This window comes from Streptomyces diversicolor (genome assembly GCF_057537855.1).
The window spans coordinates 71,767-86,834 of the sequence record NZ_BAAJXA010000029.1 but is presented as its reverse complement, the minus strand read 5'-3'; the positions used below and the strand labels follow the sequence as shown (position 1 = coordinate 86,834).

The window sequence follows — 15,068 nt, the reverse complement described above, 5'->3', positions numbered from 1 at the left end:
GGCGTTCACCGAACTGTACTGCGCGCCCGTCCGCGTGCCCGCCCAGGGCGGGTCAGCCGTCGGCCTCCAGTTCGGCGAGCCGGGTCACGGCCTCCTCGTCGAGGTCGGCCAGCGCCAGCAGTTGCTCCGGTGTGACGCCGTCCGGGATCGGCACCGGGGCGGGTGTGCGCAGCGGGGGCTGCCAGCCGTCGTCGGGTGTCCAGCGCCGCACCACCCGTGCCGGTGCGCCGGCCACCACCGCGTGGTCGGGCACCGTGCCGCGGACCACCGCGCCGGCCGCCACGACCACGTTCCGGCCGATCCGCGCGCCCGGCAGGATCACCGCTCCGGTGCCGATCCAGCATCCGGGTCCGATCCGCACCGGCTCCATCCGCGGCCACTGCCGTCCGATGGGCTGGTGCGGGTCGTCGTAGGAGTGGTTGGTGGACGTCACGTACACATACGGCCCGAAGTAGCAGTCGCTGCCGATGGTGACGGTCGTGTCGGCGATGACGTGGCTGCCGCGGCCGAGGACGACCCCGTCGCCGATGCGCAGGATCGGTTCGGGGCCGAGGTCGAGGTCGGGCATCAGGCCCGCGGTCAGGGTGACCTGCTCGCCGATGATGCAGTGGGCGCCGAGACGGATCCAGGGTTCGCCGAAGACCGTGCCGAGCGGGAAGGCGAGCCTGGTACCCGTTCCCATCGCGCCGAAGCGCAGCCGGCCCGGGTGCTCGGCGGTGACGGACCCCACGCGCTGCGCCCAGGCCCAGCCCGCGTGGACGACTCGCTGGGCGAGGCGGCGCCGCCAGGACGAGAACGTGTTCTTGGGCTTCGGCACCCGCTCACGGTACTCAGCGGGCGCCGCGGCCAAGAGACCGCATCGCTGTGATCTTCGCCCCACCGGATGGCGTACGGTGCCGGTGTGATTCCCTCGGCGGGCCGGTGGGCCCGCCCCGGCGGACGAAACGGTGGACGCAGATGACGCACAGGGCGCTGATCGTGGGCATCGGCGGCAGGGAGCCCCGGGTCGACGCGGGGGCGTTCGTGGCCCCGACCGCCTCGGTGATCGGCGATGTGACGCTGCACGCGGGCGCGAGCGTCTGGTACGGCGCGGTGCTGCGCGGCGACGTCGAGCGGATCACCGTCGGGGCGAGCGCGAACGTCCAGGACAACGTCACGCTGCACGCCGACCCCGGCTTCCCGGTCCGTGTCGGCGAGCGGGTCTCCATCGGCCACAACGCCGTGGTGCACGGGGCGACGGTGCAGGACGACTGCCTGATCGGCATGGGCGCGACCGTGCTGAACGGGGCGGTGATCGGGGCTGGTTCACTGGTCGCGGCGCAGGCGCTGGTGCCGCAGGGGATGACGGTCCCACCGGGTTCGCTGGTCGCCGGTGTGCCCGCGAAGGTGAGGCGGGAACTCACCGACGAGGAGCGGCGGGGCCTGACGCTGAACGGCACCCTGTACGCGGAGCTGGCCAGGACGCACCGCGCGGTGCACGAGTAGCCCGGGCATCGCGGCGGTCGCCGCGGTCGCGGACTCCCCGTCGGCCCTCGGCGGCGTGTCCCCTCCGCGGCTGCGCGAGACGGACCGGCCGGCCGCGCTCACCAAGGAGATCAACGAGCTGGGCGGCGATGTGACCGAGACCGCTGGCGGCCCGCACATCCGCCCGCGCGCTGCACGGCGGGATCTTCCACACGTACGAGGACCACCGCATGGTGACGGCCGGCGCCGTCATCGGTCAGTCGCGGACGGGCACCGGCTCCGACTCGGTCCGGGACTCCTGCGCCTTCTTGGCCTTGCGGCGGAGCACCAGCATCGAGGTCAGGCCGATCAGGACCGCCGCCACCAGGCCCAGCCAGGAGAACCGCTTCAGCCAGTCCTCGGCGACCACGCCGACGTAGTAGATGACCGCGGTGGTGCCGCCCGCCCAGCAGATGCCACCGAGGACGTTGGCGATCAGGAACTTCCAGTACGGCATGTGCAGGACGCCGGCGAGCGGGCCGGCGAAGATGCGCAGCAGGGCGACGAAGCGGCCGAAGAACACCGCCCACATGCCCCACTTCTCGAAGGACCGCTCCGCGGTGGCGATATGCCCCTCGCTGAAGTGCTTGGGGAACTTCTTGCCGAGCCACGCGAGCAGCGGACGTCCGCCCTTGCGGCCGATGGCGTAGCCGATGGAGTCGCCGACGACGGCGCCGAGGGTCGCGCAGGCGCCGAGGACCACCGGGTTGATGCCCGAGTGCTGCGAGGAGAGCAGCGCCGCCGACACCAGGACGATCTCGCCCGGCAGCGGGATGCCGAGGCTCTCCAGACCGATGATCAGGGCCACCACGGCGTAGACGGCCACCGCGGGCACGGTGTCGAGCCATTCCTGGACGTGCAACGCCGGTTCCTTCCCTGTCGGGTCCTGCACCACCGGGCGGCTGCGACGGCACGCCCCTGTGCAGGCTACCCGTTCACCGGGGCGCGGGCGCACGGACCGGCCCGCGGCACCGTCCCGCCGACGGCCCTTCGGCTCTCGGACATCCGCGTGTCACACGGAACGGGAAGGCTCCCCGCGGTTTCCCCGCCTCGCACCCTCAGGCCGTCGCCGCGCGGCCCGATGCGGAAGGACGACGTACCCCGTGTCCTCAGTCCCCACGCTCCCGTCCGCAGCCTCCCCACTCCGGCCGGAAGCACCCCCGCGCACGCCCGACGCGCTCACGCCCGAACGGCCCATGCCGGACGCGCCCGCGCCCGAACCACCTGCGGCCGGCGCGGCGAGCGCCGTGACGGCCGTGACCGATGTGGCAGACGTGCCCGCCGGGAGCACCGTGAACCAGGTGACCGCCGTGACCGCTGCGGCCGATGAGTCCGCCGTAAGCGCTGTGAGCGCCGTGAGGAGCGCCGTGACCGGTGTGGCCGACGTGCCCCTCGCGAGCACCGTGAGCACCCTGAGGAGCGCCGTGACCGACGTGCCCGCTGTGCCCGCCGTGCCCGCCGCAGCGGGCACGTCACGGGCCGAGCCGCCCTCGTGCGTGATCGACGCGCCCGGGCGTCCGGTGCCGTTCATGGCGACCCGCCCGATCCGGCTCGTGCTGTGCCTGAGCCCGCTCCTGCTGGCCGGGATCTGGGGGCTGACCAATCGGCCCCTGCTGTACGAGGGTGTCGCCCGGCTGGCCGCGGCCGACCCGGGGTGGCTGCTGGCCGGGCTCGGCTTCACCTGTCTGGGCTGGGTGGCGGCCTCCTGCGTCCGCCAGGGCGCCCTCCCCGACCGGTTGCCGCCCGGACTGCTGCTGGCCTCGCAGTTCGCCGCCGGTGCCGCGAACCACGCGCTGCCCGCGGGTCTCGGCGCGCACGCCGTCACGCTGCGCTTCCTGCGGGGCCGCGGCATTCCGCTGGACCGGGCCACGGCCTCGCTCGCCCTGTACTCGCTGGTGAAGCCCGTCGCCAAGACGCTGGTGCTGCTGACTCTGCTGCTGGCCTCGCCCGCCGGACGCAGGCTCGGCGATCTGGTGCCGGACGGACGCACCCTGATCGCGGTGATCGCCGTCGTGAGCACCTGCGCCGCCGTCGCGGTCCTGCTCGTCACGGTCGTACGGCCGCTGCGCCGCCCGGTGACCGGCCTGCTGCGCACCGCCCTCGCCGACGCGCGGGTGCTGCACACCCGGCCCAGCCGGGTCCTCGCGCTGTGGGGCGGGGCCGCGGCGATGCCGCTGTCGCAGGCGTGCGTGCTCGCGTCGGTGGGGGCCGCGCTCGGGCTGCCGGTGCCATGGACGCATGTGGTCGTGGCGTACCTGGCCGCGGGCACCGCGGTGGGTGCGGTGCCCGCGCCGGGCGGCGTCGCGGTGGACGCCGCGGTGGTCTTCACGCTGGTGGCCTTCGACGCCCCGCTGGCCCTGGCCACGGCGACCGTCATCGGGTTCCGCGTGCTCATGGACTGGCTGCCGCTGCTGCCCGGCGCCCTGGTGCTGTCGGCACTGATCCGCGCCAAGGTGCTGTGAACACGGCCGGGGAACACCGCGCGGCCGGCGTGCCGGTTCGGTACGGCCCTGACGAGGTCCGGTGACCGAATCGTGTCCGGCGCCGCACTAGGGTTACTGCCCATGTGGCCAGGACAGCAGCCGCCAGGGGGCGAGCAGAATCCGCAGAACAACCCGTATCAGCAGCCGGGTTACCAACAACCCAACCCGTACCAGCAGCCCGGCTACCAGCAGCCCAACCCGTATGCGCAGCAGTCGCAGTGGGGCACGCCCGCACCCGTCGGAGCGCCCCAGCCGCAGCCGCCGCAGGGTGGGGGCGGCGGGAACCGGACGAAGCTCGTCGCGATCGTGGCGGCGACGGCGGTGGTCGTCGCGGCCAGCGTGACCGGATTCCTGGTGCTGGGCGGCGACAAGGGCGACAAGGCGGGCGGCGGCGCGGACAACAAGTCCGGCCAGTCGTCCTCGGCGGACCCGACGGCGAGCGAGTCGTCCGAGGAACCCAATCCGCGCACCACCGAGACCGAGAAGCCGCTCGTGGCGGGCTGGAAAGTGGTCGTCAACCCCAAGTGGGGCACGGCCTTCGACGTGCCCGCCGAATGGGAGCTCGACTCCCCGGGCACCTCGATCGGCTTCGAGGACCGCAAGTCCCCCGACGCCAAGCCGCTGATCATGATGTCGGCGCCGGCCGAGTACAAGTCGAAGTGGTGCACCTCCGACGACGACATGGACGGCAAGACCGACGACACTCCGCTGGCCGTGGCGGGCACCAAGGGCGAGAGCGGCGCCAAGAGCCCCGGCGACGCGGCGATCCGGGGCGTGCCCTGGTGGGTCTACGGCGGCTACACGCAGCCGGACAAGAAGAGCATCACCTACGACAAGAAGGCCACGGACTACACCACCAAGACGGGCGTCAAGGGCGCCTACGCGTGGGCGCGTTCGACCGGCAACCCCCGCACCGGCAAGTGCGCGAGCGACGGCAAGGCGATCACGTTCGCCTTCCGGAACTCGGCGGACGACATCGTGTCCTTCAACCTCTACGCCGCCAAGGGCGTGGACGGGGAACTGGACACGGAGACCGTCATGAAGATCCTCAGCACAGTGCGGGTACACGGCGAACCGACGGGGTCCTGAACGGGACGGCCCGGACAGGGGCGGTCCTGAGCGGGGCGGCCTTTGCCCGGCGGTCCTGAGCGGGGCGACCCCGGGAGGGGGCGTTCTGAGCGGGGCGGTCCTGAGCGGGACGTGTTTCGGAGCGGGGCGGTCCTCCCGCGAGGGGGCGATCCTGGGTGGCGGTCCTTTGCTCGGCGGTTCCTGATCGGGCGGGTCCGCGGCCGTCCCGTCCGGGCCAACCGCGCCGATTCGCGCCACCCGCGCCGATCCGGGCCGATCCGGGTCGATCCGGGCCTCAGCCGATGCCGAACGCCCCCTCGGGCGGCTCGGGCGACGGTACGGCCTCCGCGTCCGGGACCGGTCGGGCCGCGCCGATGAACTCCCTCAGCGTGGGGCCGTGTTCGACCCGGGCCGGGAAGACGTCGGAGGCCGTGCGGCGGGCCAGTGCCGCCGTGTCCAGGGGCCGGTGCGCGGCGACGAGCACCGCGTTGCCGAACCGTCGGCCCCGCAGCACACCCGGCTCGGCGATCAGCGCCAGCTCCTCGAACACGGCCGCGAACGTGGCGAGTTGGGAGCGGAGAAAGGCGAAGGGCGCGGCGTCGGCGAGATTCGCCAGATAGACGCCGCCCGTACGCAGCACGCGTTCGGCCTCGCGGGCGTAGCCGAGCGAGGTGAGATGTGCGGGGACCCGGGAGCCGCCGAAGACATCGGCGATCAGCACGTCCGCCGTGTCGTCGGCGGCCGATTCCAGCCAGGCTCGGGCGTCGGCGGGGTGCAGGGCGATGCCGGCGCCGTCGGGGACCGGCAGCCGCTCGGTGACCAGGGCCAGCAGCGCCCGGTCGGCCTCCACGACGTCCTGCCGCGAGCCAGGCCGGGTCGCCGCCACATAGCGGGGCAGGGTGAGGGCGCCTCCGCCGAGATGCAGCACGTCCAGCGGCCGGCCCGGCTCCGCCGCGACGTCCAGCACATACCCGAGCCGGCGGGCGTACTCGAACTCCAGGTGCGTCGGCTCGTCCAGGTCGACATACGACTGCGGCGCGCCGTCGACCGTGAGCAGCCAGGCCCGCGCCCGGTCCACGTCCGGCATCAACTTCGCCGTGCCGTGGTCGGTGACACGGACAACGGGTATGGCATCACTCACTCCCCCATTGTGCCGGTACCCCCACCCCCGGACCGCCCCCTTCCCACCCCCGCCCCAGGCCGACCTCCCGACGGACACCTGGGCCCGGCATCCCGCGCCGGGTCCGCCCGCGGGGTCGTGCCGAGCCCGCCCGCGCGCGAGCCCTGGCCGGCCGCCGGAGCGACGGCGTGCTGCCGGTCGGGCCGGGGCCCCTGGCACCGGCGGGCGCCGCCCCGACCGCCGCGCCCCCAACCATGTGACACGCGCCCGCACACCGACACGGGGCCCGCCCGGCGCGGACCCGCGCCGCCCTCGCCACGGACCGCCACGGACGGGGCCTGCCGGCCGCGGCGGTCCCGGACGCGCCACCGCGCCCGGGACCGCACCGGACCGTCGGCCGACCGCCCCAGCCCCAGGCCCGGCCCAAGCCCCAGCCCCAGCAACGGCGTACTGCCGGTCGGACCAGGACCGCCTGGCGCCAACGGCATCGCACCGACCGCCGCGCCCCGCAACCACATGACACCCACCCGCACACCGTCAAAGGACCCACCCCTCGTGAGCCCCAGCCACCTTCACGGGCCCCGCCGGGCCGTCAGCCGACCGATGTCACCGTGCCCGCGCCGATCGTTCGGCCGCCCTCGCGGACGGCGAAGCCGAGGCCCGGCTCCAGCGGGACCGCGCGGCCCAGTTCCACCGTCATGGTGACGGTGTCCCCGGGACGCGCGATCGCCGTCGCGCCGAGGTCGACGTCCCCGACCACGTCCGCGGTGCGGATGTAGAACTGCGGCCGGTAGCCCGTGGACACCGGGGTGGTCCGCCCGCCCTCACGCGCGGAGAGGACGTACACCCGCGCGGCGAAGCGACGGCTCGGTGCGACGCTGCCGGGCGCCGCCACGACATGCCCGCGCCGCACCGCGTCCCGCGGCACCCCGCGCAGCAGCAGCGCCACATTGTCCCCGGCCTGCGCCTCCCGCATCGGCTTGCCGAAGGTCTCCAGACCGGTGACCACCGTCTCAAGACCGGCGCCGGGCACCTCGACCCGGTCGCCGACGTGGACGGTGCCGCGCTCCACCGCGCCGGTGACCACGGTGCCCCGGCCGGTGATGGTCAGCACGTTCTCCACGGGCAGCAGGAACGGCGCGTCGAGGTACCGCTCCGGCACCGGCACATAGGTGTCCACCGCGTCCAGCAGCGCCTCGACCGCGGCGGTCCAACGCGGGTCCCCGTCCAGGGCCTTGAGCCCGGAGACCCGTACGACGGGTACGGAGTCGCCGGGATAGCCCTGCGCGGTGAGCAGTTCGCGGACCTCCAGCTCCACCAGGTCGGTCAGCTCCTCGTCGCCCGCGTCGGCCTTGTTGAGGGCGACGACGATGTGGTCGACGCCCACCTGCCGGGCGAGCAGCACGTGTTCGGCGGTCTGCGGCATGATCCCGTCGACCGCGGAGACGACGAGGATCGCCCCGTCGAGCTGCGCGGCGCCGGTGACCATGTTTTTGATGTAGTCGGCGTGGCCCGGCATGTCGACGTGCGCGTAGTGCCGGGTGTCGGTCTCGTACTCGACGTGCGCGATGTTGATGGTGATGCCGCGCGCCGCCTCCTCCGGGGCCCGGTCGATGCGGTCGAACGGCACGTACCGGGTGCCGCCGCCCGTGCCGCGCTCGGCCAGGACCTTGGTGATGGCGGCGGTCAGGGTGGTCTTGCCGTGGTCGACGTGGCCCATCGTGCCGATGTTCAGGTGCGGTTTGGTGCGCACGTACGCCGTCTTGGGCATGGCTGTACCTCGAAGCCTCGTGACTGATGTGGGGACCCCTGAGAGGCACCGACCCTCCCCCTGCGGGGTCCGCCGGACGATCCGGAGAGGGTCAGCTTCGGGCGCCGTCGACGGCCACGACGATCGGGACGGCAGCCTTCGGGGCATCCGCGACCGCGGATGCTGCGAGGACGAAGGCGAGCCGGAACATGGCGTCGATCATCGCCGACACGGCATGCCGCGTCGAATGGTTTTCCCGCGCCGACGCGCGCGACCTCGGCTGCCCCGGCGCGGGCGCCGCCGGCGGCTGCCCGGCGTGGGCCGGCGGCGGCACGGGGGCCACGAGGTGACCGGCATACGACGGTCCGTACGTCGATCCGACATCTTCGTCGGTTACTGTCACCGGCATGCTCGATGCCACCAACCGCTCTGGGGGCACCGCCACGGCCTCTCCCCGGGCCGCCGCCACGGAGTTGGCCGTCGCCGTCCCCACGGCGGCGGCCGGTCCGCCGCTCACGCGCGCGGGCTTCGCGGCGCGCTGCACGCGCGCGTTGCTGTCGCCCTGGTCGCGTCTGTCGCTGCTCGTGACGCTGCTCGCGGCGGCCGCCGCGGCGGTGCTGCTGTTCGAGCCGCAACGACTGCTCACCCACGGCTGGCCGCCACAGCTCGGCGGGTACGCCGCGGCGGCCGTGTTCGCCGTCGCGTACGGGCTGTGCACGGTGCCGTTCGTGCCGCGCCCCCTGCTGAACCTGGCGGCCGGCGCCCTGTTCGGCTCCTCGCTGGGGCTCGGCACGGCCCTGGTGGGCACCGTGCTGGGTGCCGCCGTCGCGTTCGGGCTCGGCCGGGTGCTGGGCCAGGACGCGCTCCGGCCGCTGCTGCGCGGGCGCTGGCTGCGGGCCGCCGACGGTCAGCTCAGCCGGCACGGCTTCCGCTCGATGATGGCGGCGCGGCTGTTCCCCGGCGTGCCGTTCTGGGCGGCGAACTACTGCGCCGCCGTGTCCCGCATGGGCTGGCTGCCGTTCCTGCTGGCGACGGCGCTCGGTTCGATCCCGAACACCGCCGCGTACGTCGTGGCGGGCGCGCGTGCCTCGGCGCCGACGTCGCCCGCCTTCCTGATCGCGATGGCCTGCATCGCCGTACCGGCCCTGGCGGGTGCCGTGGTGGCCTGGCGCAAGCGCCACCATCTGCGCCCGCGATGAACCGTCAGACGGCCTGAAGGACCATGGCGTTGGCGAGTCCGCCGGCCTCGCACATGGTCTGCAGTCCGTACCGGGCGCCGCGGGCGCGCATCGCGTGCACGAGGGTCGTGGTCAGCCGGGTGCCGCTGGCGCCGAGCGGGTGGCCGAGGGCGATCGCGCCGCCGTGCACGTTGACCCTGGCGGGGTCGGCGCCGGTCTCCTGCTGCCAGGCCAGGACGACGCTCGCGAACGCCTCGTTGACCTCGAACAGGTCGATGTCGCCGAGGGTGAGCCCCGCCCTGCGCAGCACCTTCTCCGTGGCCGGGATGACACCCGTGAGCATCAGCAACGGGTCGGAGCCGGTGACGGCGAAGCTGTGCAGCCGGGCGAGGGGGCGCAGGCCGAGCCGGGCGGCGGTGTCGGCGCAGGCGATCAGGACGGCGGACGCGCCGTCGTTGACGGGGCTGGCGTTGCCCGCGGTGACGTTCCACTCGATCTGCGGGAAGCGCTCGGCGAAGCCGGGGTCGTGGTAGGCGGGCCTGAGCCCGGCGAGGATCTCGGGCGTGCTGTCCGGCCGTACGCACTCGTCGCGTACGACGCCGTCCAGCGGTGCGACCTCGGCGTCGAACAGCCCGTCCTGCCACGCCGCGGCGGCCCTTCGGTGGGAGGAGACGGCGAACTCGTCCATCCGCGCGCGGGTGAGGGACCACTTGGCGGCGATGAGTTCGGCGCTGATGCCCTGCGGAACAAGTCCCTCCGGGTAGCGTGCGGCGACTCCGGGTCCGAACGGGTCCGTGCCCGCGGGCACGTTCGACCACATCGGCACCCGGCTCATCGACTCGACGCCGCAGGCGACGACGAGGTCGTAGGCGCCGGACAGCACGCCCTGGGCGGCGAAGTGCACGGCCTGCTGGGACGAGCCGCACTGGCGGTCCACCGTGGTCGCCGGGACGGTCTCCGGGAAGCCGGCCGACAGCACGGCGTACCGGGTGGTGTTCATGGCCTGCTCGCCGACCTGGTCGACGGTGCCGCCGATGACGTCGTCGATCAGGGCCGGGTCGACGCCGGAGCGCGTCACGAGGGCGCGCAGGGTGTGGGCGAGGAGTTCCACGGGGTGGACGTGCGCGAGGGAGCCGTTCGGCTTGCCCTTGCCGATCGGGGTGCGCACGGCTTCGACGATGACTGCGTCACGCATGGTGCCGACCTCCTTGGCCGCCGGGCCGTGAGCTGGGCGGCTACCGGTGAGTAGGAAATCCGGACTCACCATAACCCGGCCGGTTGGAAAATCAAACCCTCGCCTAGACTGGGGCCATGGCCGCCACGAAAAGTCCGCGCCCCTGCTCCATCGCCGACACGCTCGCGCTCGTCGGCGAGAAGTACTCCCTGCTGGTGCTTCGGGAGGCGTGCCTCGGCAACGGCCGCTTCGACCAGCTGGTACGCAACATCGGGGCACCGCGCGACATCCTCGCCACCCGACTGCGGCGGCTCGTCGACGCGGGGATCCTCACCAAGCACGCCTACAGCGAGCGCCCGCTGCGCTTCGAGTACCGGCCGACCCGGGCGGGGCTCGAACTGGAGCCGGTTCTGCTGACCCTCATGGCCTGGGGCGACCGCCATCTGCGCGAGGACGCCGACCGTCCCATGGTGATCGAGCACGCGTGCGGGCACGCACTGGAGCCGGTCGTCACCTGCGCGGCGTGCGGGGACGCGGTGCGACACGAGGGCCTTACGGCGTATCCGCAGGTGGTGGGGTGGACTGTGCGGGGGCCTGCGTAGCTTGGCGGTGGGTGGGTGGGTTTGGGTCGTCGTTCGGGTGCGGCTGTGATGTGGCTGAGCGCGCCGTTCCCCGCGCCCCTTTGGGGCGCCGGTTCGCTGCGGGCCGGTCAGGATTACCGTGGTGCGACCGTCGTTCGGGTGCGGATACGTCGTGGCTGAGCGCGCCGTTCCCCGCGCCCCTGACGGGGCGCTGCGGCGCAGCCGGGACCCCACGAACCCCCCTCGCTCGGTTTCAGGCTGTGGTGGGGGACCAGCCGGGGGTGTTTCCGTGTAGTGCTGTGTAGAAGGGGTCGCCGGGGGTGATGTCGCCCCGGCGCACGGTCGCGTCCGTGAATGCCGACTTGTACAGGGCGGTGATCAGCTCCAGGCTGGTGCGGCCGTCCGCGCCGCTGCTGCGCGGTCGCCGCCCCGCGCGCATGTCGGCGATCAGTTCCCTGAGCTGCGCCAGGTGCGAGCTGGGCACGTCCGGGCCGAAGTCCCGCCAGGCCGCGGCCTGTTCGGGGGGCACGCCGGGGGCGGGGGTGATGCGCCAGTCCGCGTTGCCATGGCCGTACAGGTGGGTCAGCTCGACGGTGGCGCGTTCACAGTCGATGCGGATGCGACTGACCTCGTCCGGGCTGAGGACGCTGTTCACGATCGTCGCGAGGGCGCCGTTCGCGAAGCGGACCAGCGCGGTCGAGACGTCCTCCGTCTCCACGTCGTGGACCAGCCGGCCGGCCATCGCCCGCACGTCGCTCCACGGCCCGAGCAGATCCAGCAGCAGGTCCATCTGGTGGATGCCGTGGCCCATGGCGGGGCCACCGCCCTCGGTGTGCCAGCGGCCCCGCCAGGGCACCGCGTAGTAGGCGGCGTCCCGGAACCAGGTCGTCTGGCAGTGCGCCACCAGCGGCCGGCCGAGCGCCCGCCCGGCGAGCAGCGCGCCGACGTGCCGGGCGCCGGAACCGAACCGGTGCTGGAAGACGATCGCCGCGTACGGACCGCCGTCGGCGCCCTCCTCGGCCTCGATGGCGTCGAAGTCGGCGAGCGCGGGCACCGGCGGCTTCTCGCACCACACCCAGGCCCCGGCGCGCAGCGCGGCCACGGTCTGCGCGCGGTGCAGGGTCGGCGGGGTGCAGATCGTCACCAGGTCGGGCCGCTGCTCCGCGAGCATCCGCTCCAGGTCGGTGTAGGCGTGCGGGATGCCCGCGGCGGCACGGAACTCCTCGGCCGCGGCGGCGTCGATGTCGACGACCGCCACGACCTCCGTCTCGCCCTCCTCGGCGAGCCGGGCGAGCGCGGGCAGATGGGAACCGCGCCCGATGGCGCCGGCGCCGACGACGGCGGCCCTGATGCGCCGGCCGGTGAACGGGGACGTGGAGCTGGGCATGGGCGTGATCAGCACTCCTCCGGGACGGCGGACGCGGTGGGGCTGCGCGGCCGGGGCAGCTGCGGCGAGCCGCTTCAACACCCCTTTCCAGCAAGCGCTTTCCCCGCGCCGCAAGGTATGCGGCGGCCCCGCGGCCGGTCAACACCCGGTCCGCTGCCGGGAACCGGGATCGAACCCCTGTGTCGGGCGCGTCGCCGAGGGGCGCTACGCTGCCCCTCGGCACACATGATCGCCGCATTCCCCGGCTTTCCCGATCAGCACTTGGACCTCTCACCTCCATGTCTTGGTTTGAATCCCTCGTCCTCGGACTCGTCCAGGGGCTGACCGAGTTCCTTCCGGTCTCTTCCAGCGCGCACCTGCGGCTGACCGCCGCCTTCTCCGGCTGGCAGGACCCGGGCGCCGCCTTCACGGCCATCACCCAGATCGGCACCGAGGCCGCGGTGCTGATCTACTTCCGCAAGGACATCGGCCGGATCGTCGCGGCCTGGTTCCGGTCGCTGTTCGACAAGGCGATGCGGCAGGACCACGACGCCCAGATGGGCTGGCTGGTGATCATCGGCTCGATCCCGATCGGCGTGCTGGGCGTGACGCTCAAGGACCAGATCGAGGGACCGTTCCGCGATCTGCGGATCACGGCGACCATGCTGATCGTCGTCGGCCTCGTCATAGGCTTCGCGGACCGGCTCGCGGCCCGCGACGAGAAGGGCGGCCGGCACCGCGCCCCCAAGCAACGCAAGTCCCTGGAGAACCTGAGCGTCCGGGACGGCCTGATCTACGGCCTGTGCCAGGCGTGCGCCCTCATCCCGGGAGTCTCCCGCTCCGGCGCCACGATCAGCGGCGGTCTGTTCATGGGCTACCGGCGGGAGGCGGCGGCCCGGTACTCGTTCCTGCTCGCCATTCCGGCCGTGCTCGCCTCCGGGATGTTCGAGGTGAAGGACGCGATGAGCAGCGGCCACGTCGCCTGGGGCCCGACGCTGTTCGCGACGGCGATCGCCTTCGCCTCCGGCTACGCGGTGATCGCCTGGTTCATGAAGTTCATCTCGTCGAAGAGCTTCATGCCGTTCGTCTACTACCGGGTCGCGCTCGGGGTGGTGATTATTGTGCTGGTCAGCGTGGGTGTGCTGAGTCCTCACGCGGCCGAGTCGGCGGGCTGAACCGGGGCCACACATGTAGCGCTACTGAACTTGAATTCGTGATGTCGGTCAGTCGTTCATGGTCAGGCCGGTGCCTGCGAGGCAGCCGTCGACCACGTCGGGTCGGTACTGGATCTGCTTGAGCTTGCGCTTGGCGGCTCGGGTGACCTGGGAGAGGTCGGCTGCAGCGAGGTTGCCGATCTCGCGCTTGACCAGCGACCAGATGCCCTCCTGCGGGTTGAGATCGGGTGCGTAGGTGCAATGCTGCTGACTTACGTGCCTTGTGGGAGTTTGCGTTTGGCCTTCGAGGCGGTCCGTGAGGCCGGTGTGATGGTGATCGTCTCGGGCGTCGGGGATGACCGGTGCCGCCGGTGACGATGCTCGGGCCGTTTCAGGCGCCAGTGGGACATCTTCCGCTTGATCACGCGGGGATAGGAACGCGGCCGACGCTGCGGCAGGAGCCTGCGGGTGATCTCGGCCAGCGTCCGGTCAAGGGCCCTGGCCAGTCCTCCGGGGGGAAAAACCCGCCTGAGCGGGGACCTCGCGGCGGGCTGCGTGCAGGGTGCGGGTGAAGGAGATTCGGTCCGGATCGACGTCGCGTGACCGGGCAGCCAGGTGGGCGAGTTGTCGTAGTGCGTGGTGTACCAGCAGCATCCCGTGGACCTCCTGGGTGACACCGTCGGGGCTCTTGGAGCGCAGGGCCGAGCCCGCGCCCTGGTGGACCTTCAGCTCGTCCAGCAGCGACTCGATCTCCCACCGCTGGTGGTAAAGGACGGCCAGTTCCCGGGCGGGGGCCTGCTCCGGGTCGAGGATGGTGGTGATCAGCCGGTAGACCTCGCTCCCGCCGTCCAGGGTGTACTCGATGACCCGGACGTGCTCGGGATCGGAGCACTGGTAGTAGTCCTTCGCCGCGAAGATCTGCGACAGGTAGGAGCCGTCCTCCAGCTGGCGGCACAACGGCAGAACCGCGTTGCTCTTCACCCGCCACAGCAGATCGGCGCCGCGGGCCTTGGCGGCCCGCCAGCGCGGGAACGCGGGAAAGTTCCGGTCGGCCAGCACCAGCATCCCCGGCTCCAGCCGGCCCCACAGTCGCTCCGCCAGCGCGACCTCACTGACCGTGAAGGGGCCCAGGGCGGCGCCGAAGACGGCATGGGTGCCGCACTCCGCCAGAAGCACCGCCCGCACCTGAGGAAACGCCCCGGCGCCACGGTCGGAGCGCGCCCGCCCGAAGTACTCGGCATTCGCCTCGGTGTCCGGCACCTCCAGCGCGGTGCCGTCCAGGGCCACCAGCCGCCACCGCCGGTACCACGCGCCGGCCGTCTCGGCGGTGGCAACCGGGTGGCACACCCGGTCGAACAGCTCGCGCAGCGGCTCCGGTCCCAGCCGCACCCGAGCCCGGCTGATGGCCGCCGTGCACGGCACGTCCCACTCCCCGCGGCGCAGTCCCGCGGAGAGCACCCGCAGCACCTCCTCGTAACCGGCCGACCGGAACAGGCACATGGCCAGCACGAAGTAGACCACCACCCGTGCCGGCAGCCGTCGCCGCCGAACCTCGCGCCGTCCCGTCGCCTCGACCGCCTCGTCGATCAACTCCGGTGGAAACGCCTTGGTCAACACGCCCAGCGCGATCTGGTCCACCAACTGCCCACGCGATCCTGACTGCTTCCCGCCCACACCAGTTCAACGAGCCG

Annotated in this window: 13 protein-coding genes and 2 pseudogenes; 7 read left to right on the top strand and 8 right to left on the bottom strand. The window is 72.9% G+C overall.

Annotated elements, in window-relative coordinates:
* Nucleotides 1-52: 52 nt before the first annotated feature.
* On the bottom strand, nucleotides 53-817 hold the full coding sequence (locus AC27LF_RS30250) for an acyltransferase (RefSeq protein ID WP_479659768.1): 765 nt from the start codon (nucleotides 815-817) through the stop codon (nucleotides 53-55).
* 140 nt (nucleotides 818-957) lie between these two features.
* On the opposite strand from AC27LF_RS30250, the gene AC27LF_RS30245 reads away from it, so the two are divergent.
* Nucleotides 958-1,485, top strand: a complete 528-nt coding sequence (locus AC27LF_RS30245; protein WP_479659769.1) for a gamma carbonic anhydrase family protein — start codon at nucleotides 958-960, stop codon at nucleotides 1,483-1,485.
* A pseudogene (locus AC27LF_RS30240) lies at nucleotides 1,484-1,754 on the top strand (3-phosphoshikimate 1-carboxyvinyltransferase); the annotation flags it as partial. The gene AC27LF_RS30245 and the pseudogene AC27LF_RS30240, both read left to right, overlap by 2 nt.
* On the opposite strand, the gene AC27LF_RS30235 reads toward AC27LF_RS30240, so the two are convergent.
* On the bottom strand, nucleotides 1,721-2,365 hold the full coding sequence (locus tag AC27LF_RS30235) for a DedA family protein (RefSeq protein WP_479659770.1): 645 nt from the start codon (nucleotides 2,363-2,365) through the stop codon (nucleotides 1,721-1,723). The pseudogene AC27LF_RS30240 and the gene AC27LF_RS30235 sit on opposite strands and share 34 nt — an antisense overlap.
* 514 nt (nucleotides 2,366-2,879) lie before the next feature.
* On the opposite strand from AC27LF_RS30235, the gene AC27LF_RS30230 reads away from it, so the two are divergent.
* Together AC27LF_RS30230 and AC27LF_RS30225 are read left to right on the top strand one after the other, a co-directional pair.
* Nucleotides 2,880-3,965, top strand: a complete 1,086-nt coding sequence (locus AC27LF_RS30230; RefSeq protein WP_479659845.1) for a lysylphosphatidylglycerol synthase transmembrane domain-containing protein — start codon at nucleotides 2,880-2,882, stop codon at nucleotides 3,963-3,965.
* A gap of 102 nt (nucleotides 3,966-4,067) precedes the next feature.
* Entirely contained in the window at nucleotides 4,068-5,075 is a 1,008-nt protein-coding gene (locus AC27LF_RS30225; protein ID WP_479659771.1) for a DUF8017 domain-containing protein, read from the top strand.
* A 274-nt stretch (nucleotides 5,076-5,349) separates the two neighbouring features.
* Here the strand turns inward: AC27LF_RS30225 and AC27LF_RS30220 are convergent, their stop codons facing one another.
* Both AC27LF_RS30220 and tuf read right to left on the bottom strand, forming a co-directional pair.
* Entirely contained in the window at nucleotides 5,350-6,195 is an 846-nt protein-coding gene (locus tag AC27LF_RS30220; protein WP_479659772.1) for a spermidine synthase, read from the bottom strand.
* Nucleotides 6,196-6,766: 571 nt separating this feature from the next.
* Nucleotides 6,767-7,945, bottom strand: coding sequence for an elongation factor Tu (gene tuf, locus AC27LF_RS30215; RefSeq protein ID WP_479659773.1), 1,179 nt, complete (start codon nucleotides 7,943-7,945; stop codon nucleotides 6,767-6,769).
* Between the two features lie 386 nt (nucleotides 7,946-8,331).
* Here tuf and AC27LF_RS30210 point away from each other — a divergent pair, with 386 nt between their 5' ends.
* Complete coding sequence (locus AC27LF_RS30210; RefSeq protein ID WP_479659774.1) at nucleotides 8,332-9,123, top strand: TVP38/TMEM64 family protein; 792 nt, start codon at nucleotides 8,332-8,334, stop codon at nucleotides 9,121-9,123.
* 4 nt (nucleotides 9,124-9,127) lie between these two features.
* Here AC27LF_RS30210 and AC27LF_RS30205 read toward each other — a convergent pair whose 3' ends face one another.
* Nucleotides 9,128-10,297, bottom strand: a complete 1,170-nt coding sequence (locus AC27LF_RS30205; RefSeq protein ID WP_479659775.1) for a thiolase family protein — start codon at nucleotides 10,295-10,297, stop codon at nucleotides 9,128-9,130.
* A 116-nt stretch (nucleotides 10,298-10,413) separates the two neighbouring features.
* Here AC27LF_RS30205 and AC27LF_RS30200 point away from each other — a divergent pair, with 116 nt between their 5' ends.
* Nucleotides 10,414-10,878 carry a winged helix-turn-helix transcriptional regulator gene (locus AC27LF_RS30200; protein WP_479659776.1) on the top strand — a complete coding sequence of 155 codons (465 nt, stop codon included), beginning with the start codon at nucleotides 10,414-10,416 and terminating at the stop codon, nucleotides 10,876-10,878.
* A 232-nt stretch (nucleotides 10,879-11,110) separates the two neighbouring features.
* Here the strand turns inward: AC27LF_RS30200 and AC27LF_RS30195 are convergent, their stop codons facing one another.
* Complete coding sequence (locus AC27LF_RS30195; protein ID WP_479659777.1) at nucleotides 11,111-12,244, bottom strand: Gfo/Idh/MocA family protein; 1,134 nt, start codon at nucleotides 12,242-12,244, stop codon at nucleotides 11,111-11,113.
* Nucleotides 12,245-12,522: 278 nt separating this feature from the next.
* On the opposite strand from AC27LF_RS30195, the gene AC27LF_RS30190 reads away from it, so the two are divergent.
* Complete coding sequence (locus tag AC27LF_RS30190; RefSeq protein WP_479659778.1) at nucleotides 12,523-13,398, top strand: undecaprenyl-diphosphate phosphatase; 876 nt, start codon at nucleotides 12,523-12,525, stop codon at nucleotides 13,396-13,398.
* 48 nt (nucleotides 13,399-13,446) lie between these two features.
* Here AC27LF_RS30190 and AC27LF_RS30185 read toward each other — a convergent pair.
* Both AC27LF_RS30185 and AC27LF_RS30180 read right to left on the bottom strand, forming a co-directional pair.
* Nucleotides 13,447-13,635: pseudogene (locus tag AC27LF_RS30185) on the bottom strand (IS630 family transposase); the annotation flags it as partial.
* Nucleotides 13,636-13,866: 231 nt separating this feature from the next.
* Nucleotides 13,867-15,051 (bottom strand): IS4 family transposase, encoded by a 1,185-nt coding sequence (locus AC27LF_RS30180; RefSeq protein WP_479659779.1) that lies wholly within the window; start codon nucleotides 15,049-15,051, stop codon nucleotides 13,867-13,869.
* Nucleotides 15,052-15,068: the final 17 nt, after the last annotated feature.

Bases quoted from the DNA above. Each gene is read 5' to 3' on its own strand.
- AC27LF_RS30195 (WP_479659777.1), bottom strand. From the start codon at position 12,244: ATGCCCAGCTCCACGTCCCCGTTCACCGGCCGGCGCATCAGGGCCGCC.
- AC27LF_RS30190 (WP_479659778.1), top strand. From the start codon at position 12,523: ATGTCTTGGTTTGAATCCCTCGTCCTCGGACTCGTCCAGGGGCTGACC.
- AC27LF_RS30205 (WP_479659775.1), bottom strand. From the start codon at position 10,297: ATGCGTGACGCAGTCATCGTCGAAGCCGTGCGCACCCCGATCGGCAAG.
- AC27LF_RS30245 (WP_479659769.1), top strand. From the start codon at position 958: ATGACGCACAGGGCGCTGATCGTGGGCATCGGCGGCAGGGAGCCCCGG.
- tuf (WP_479659773.1), bottom strand. From the start codon at position 7,945: ATGCCCAAGACGGCGTACGTGCGCACCAAACCGCACCTGAACATCGGC.
- AC27LF_RS30210 (WP_479659774.1), top strand. From the start codon at position 8,332: ATGCTCGATGCCACCAACCGCTCTGGGGGCACCGCCACGGCCTCTCCC.
- AC27LF_RS30225 (WP_479659771.1), top strand. From the start codon at position 4,068: ATGTGGCCAGGACAGCAGCCGCCAGGGGGCGAGCAGAATCCGCAGAAC.
- AC27LF_RS30200 (WP_479659776.1), top strand. From the start codon at position 10,414: ATGGCCGCCACGAAAAGTCCGCGCCCCTGCTCCATCGCCGACACGCTC.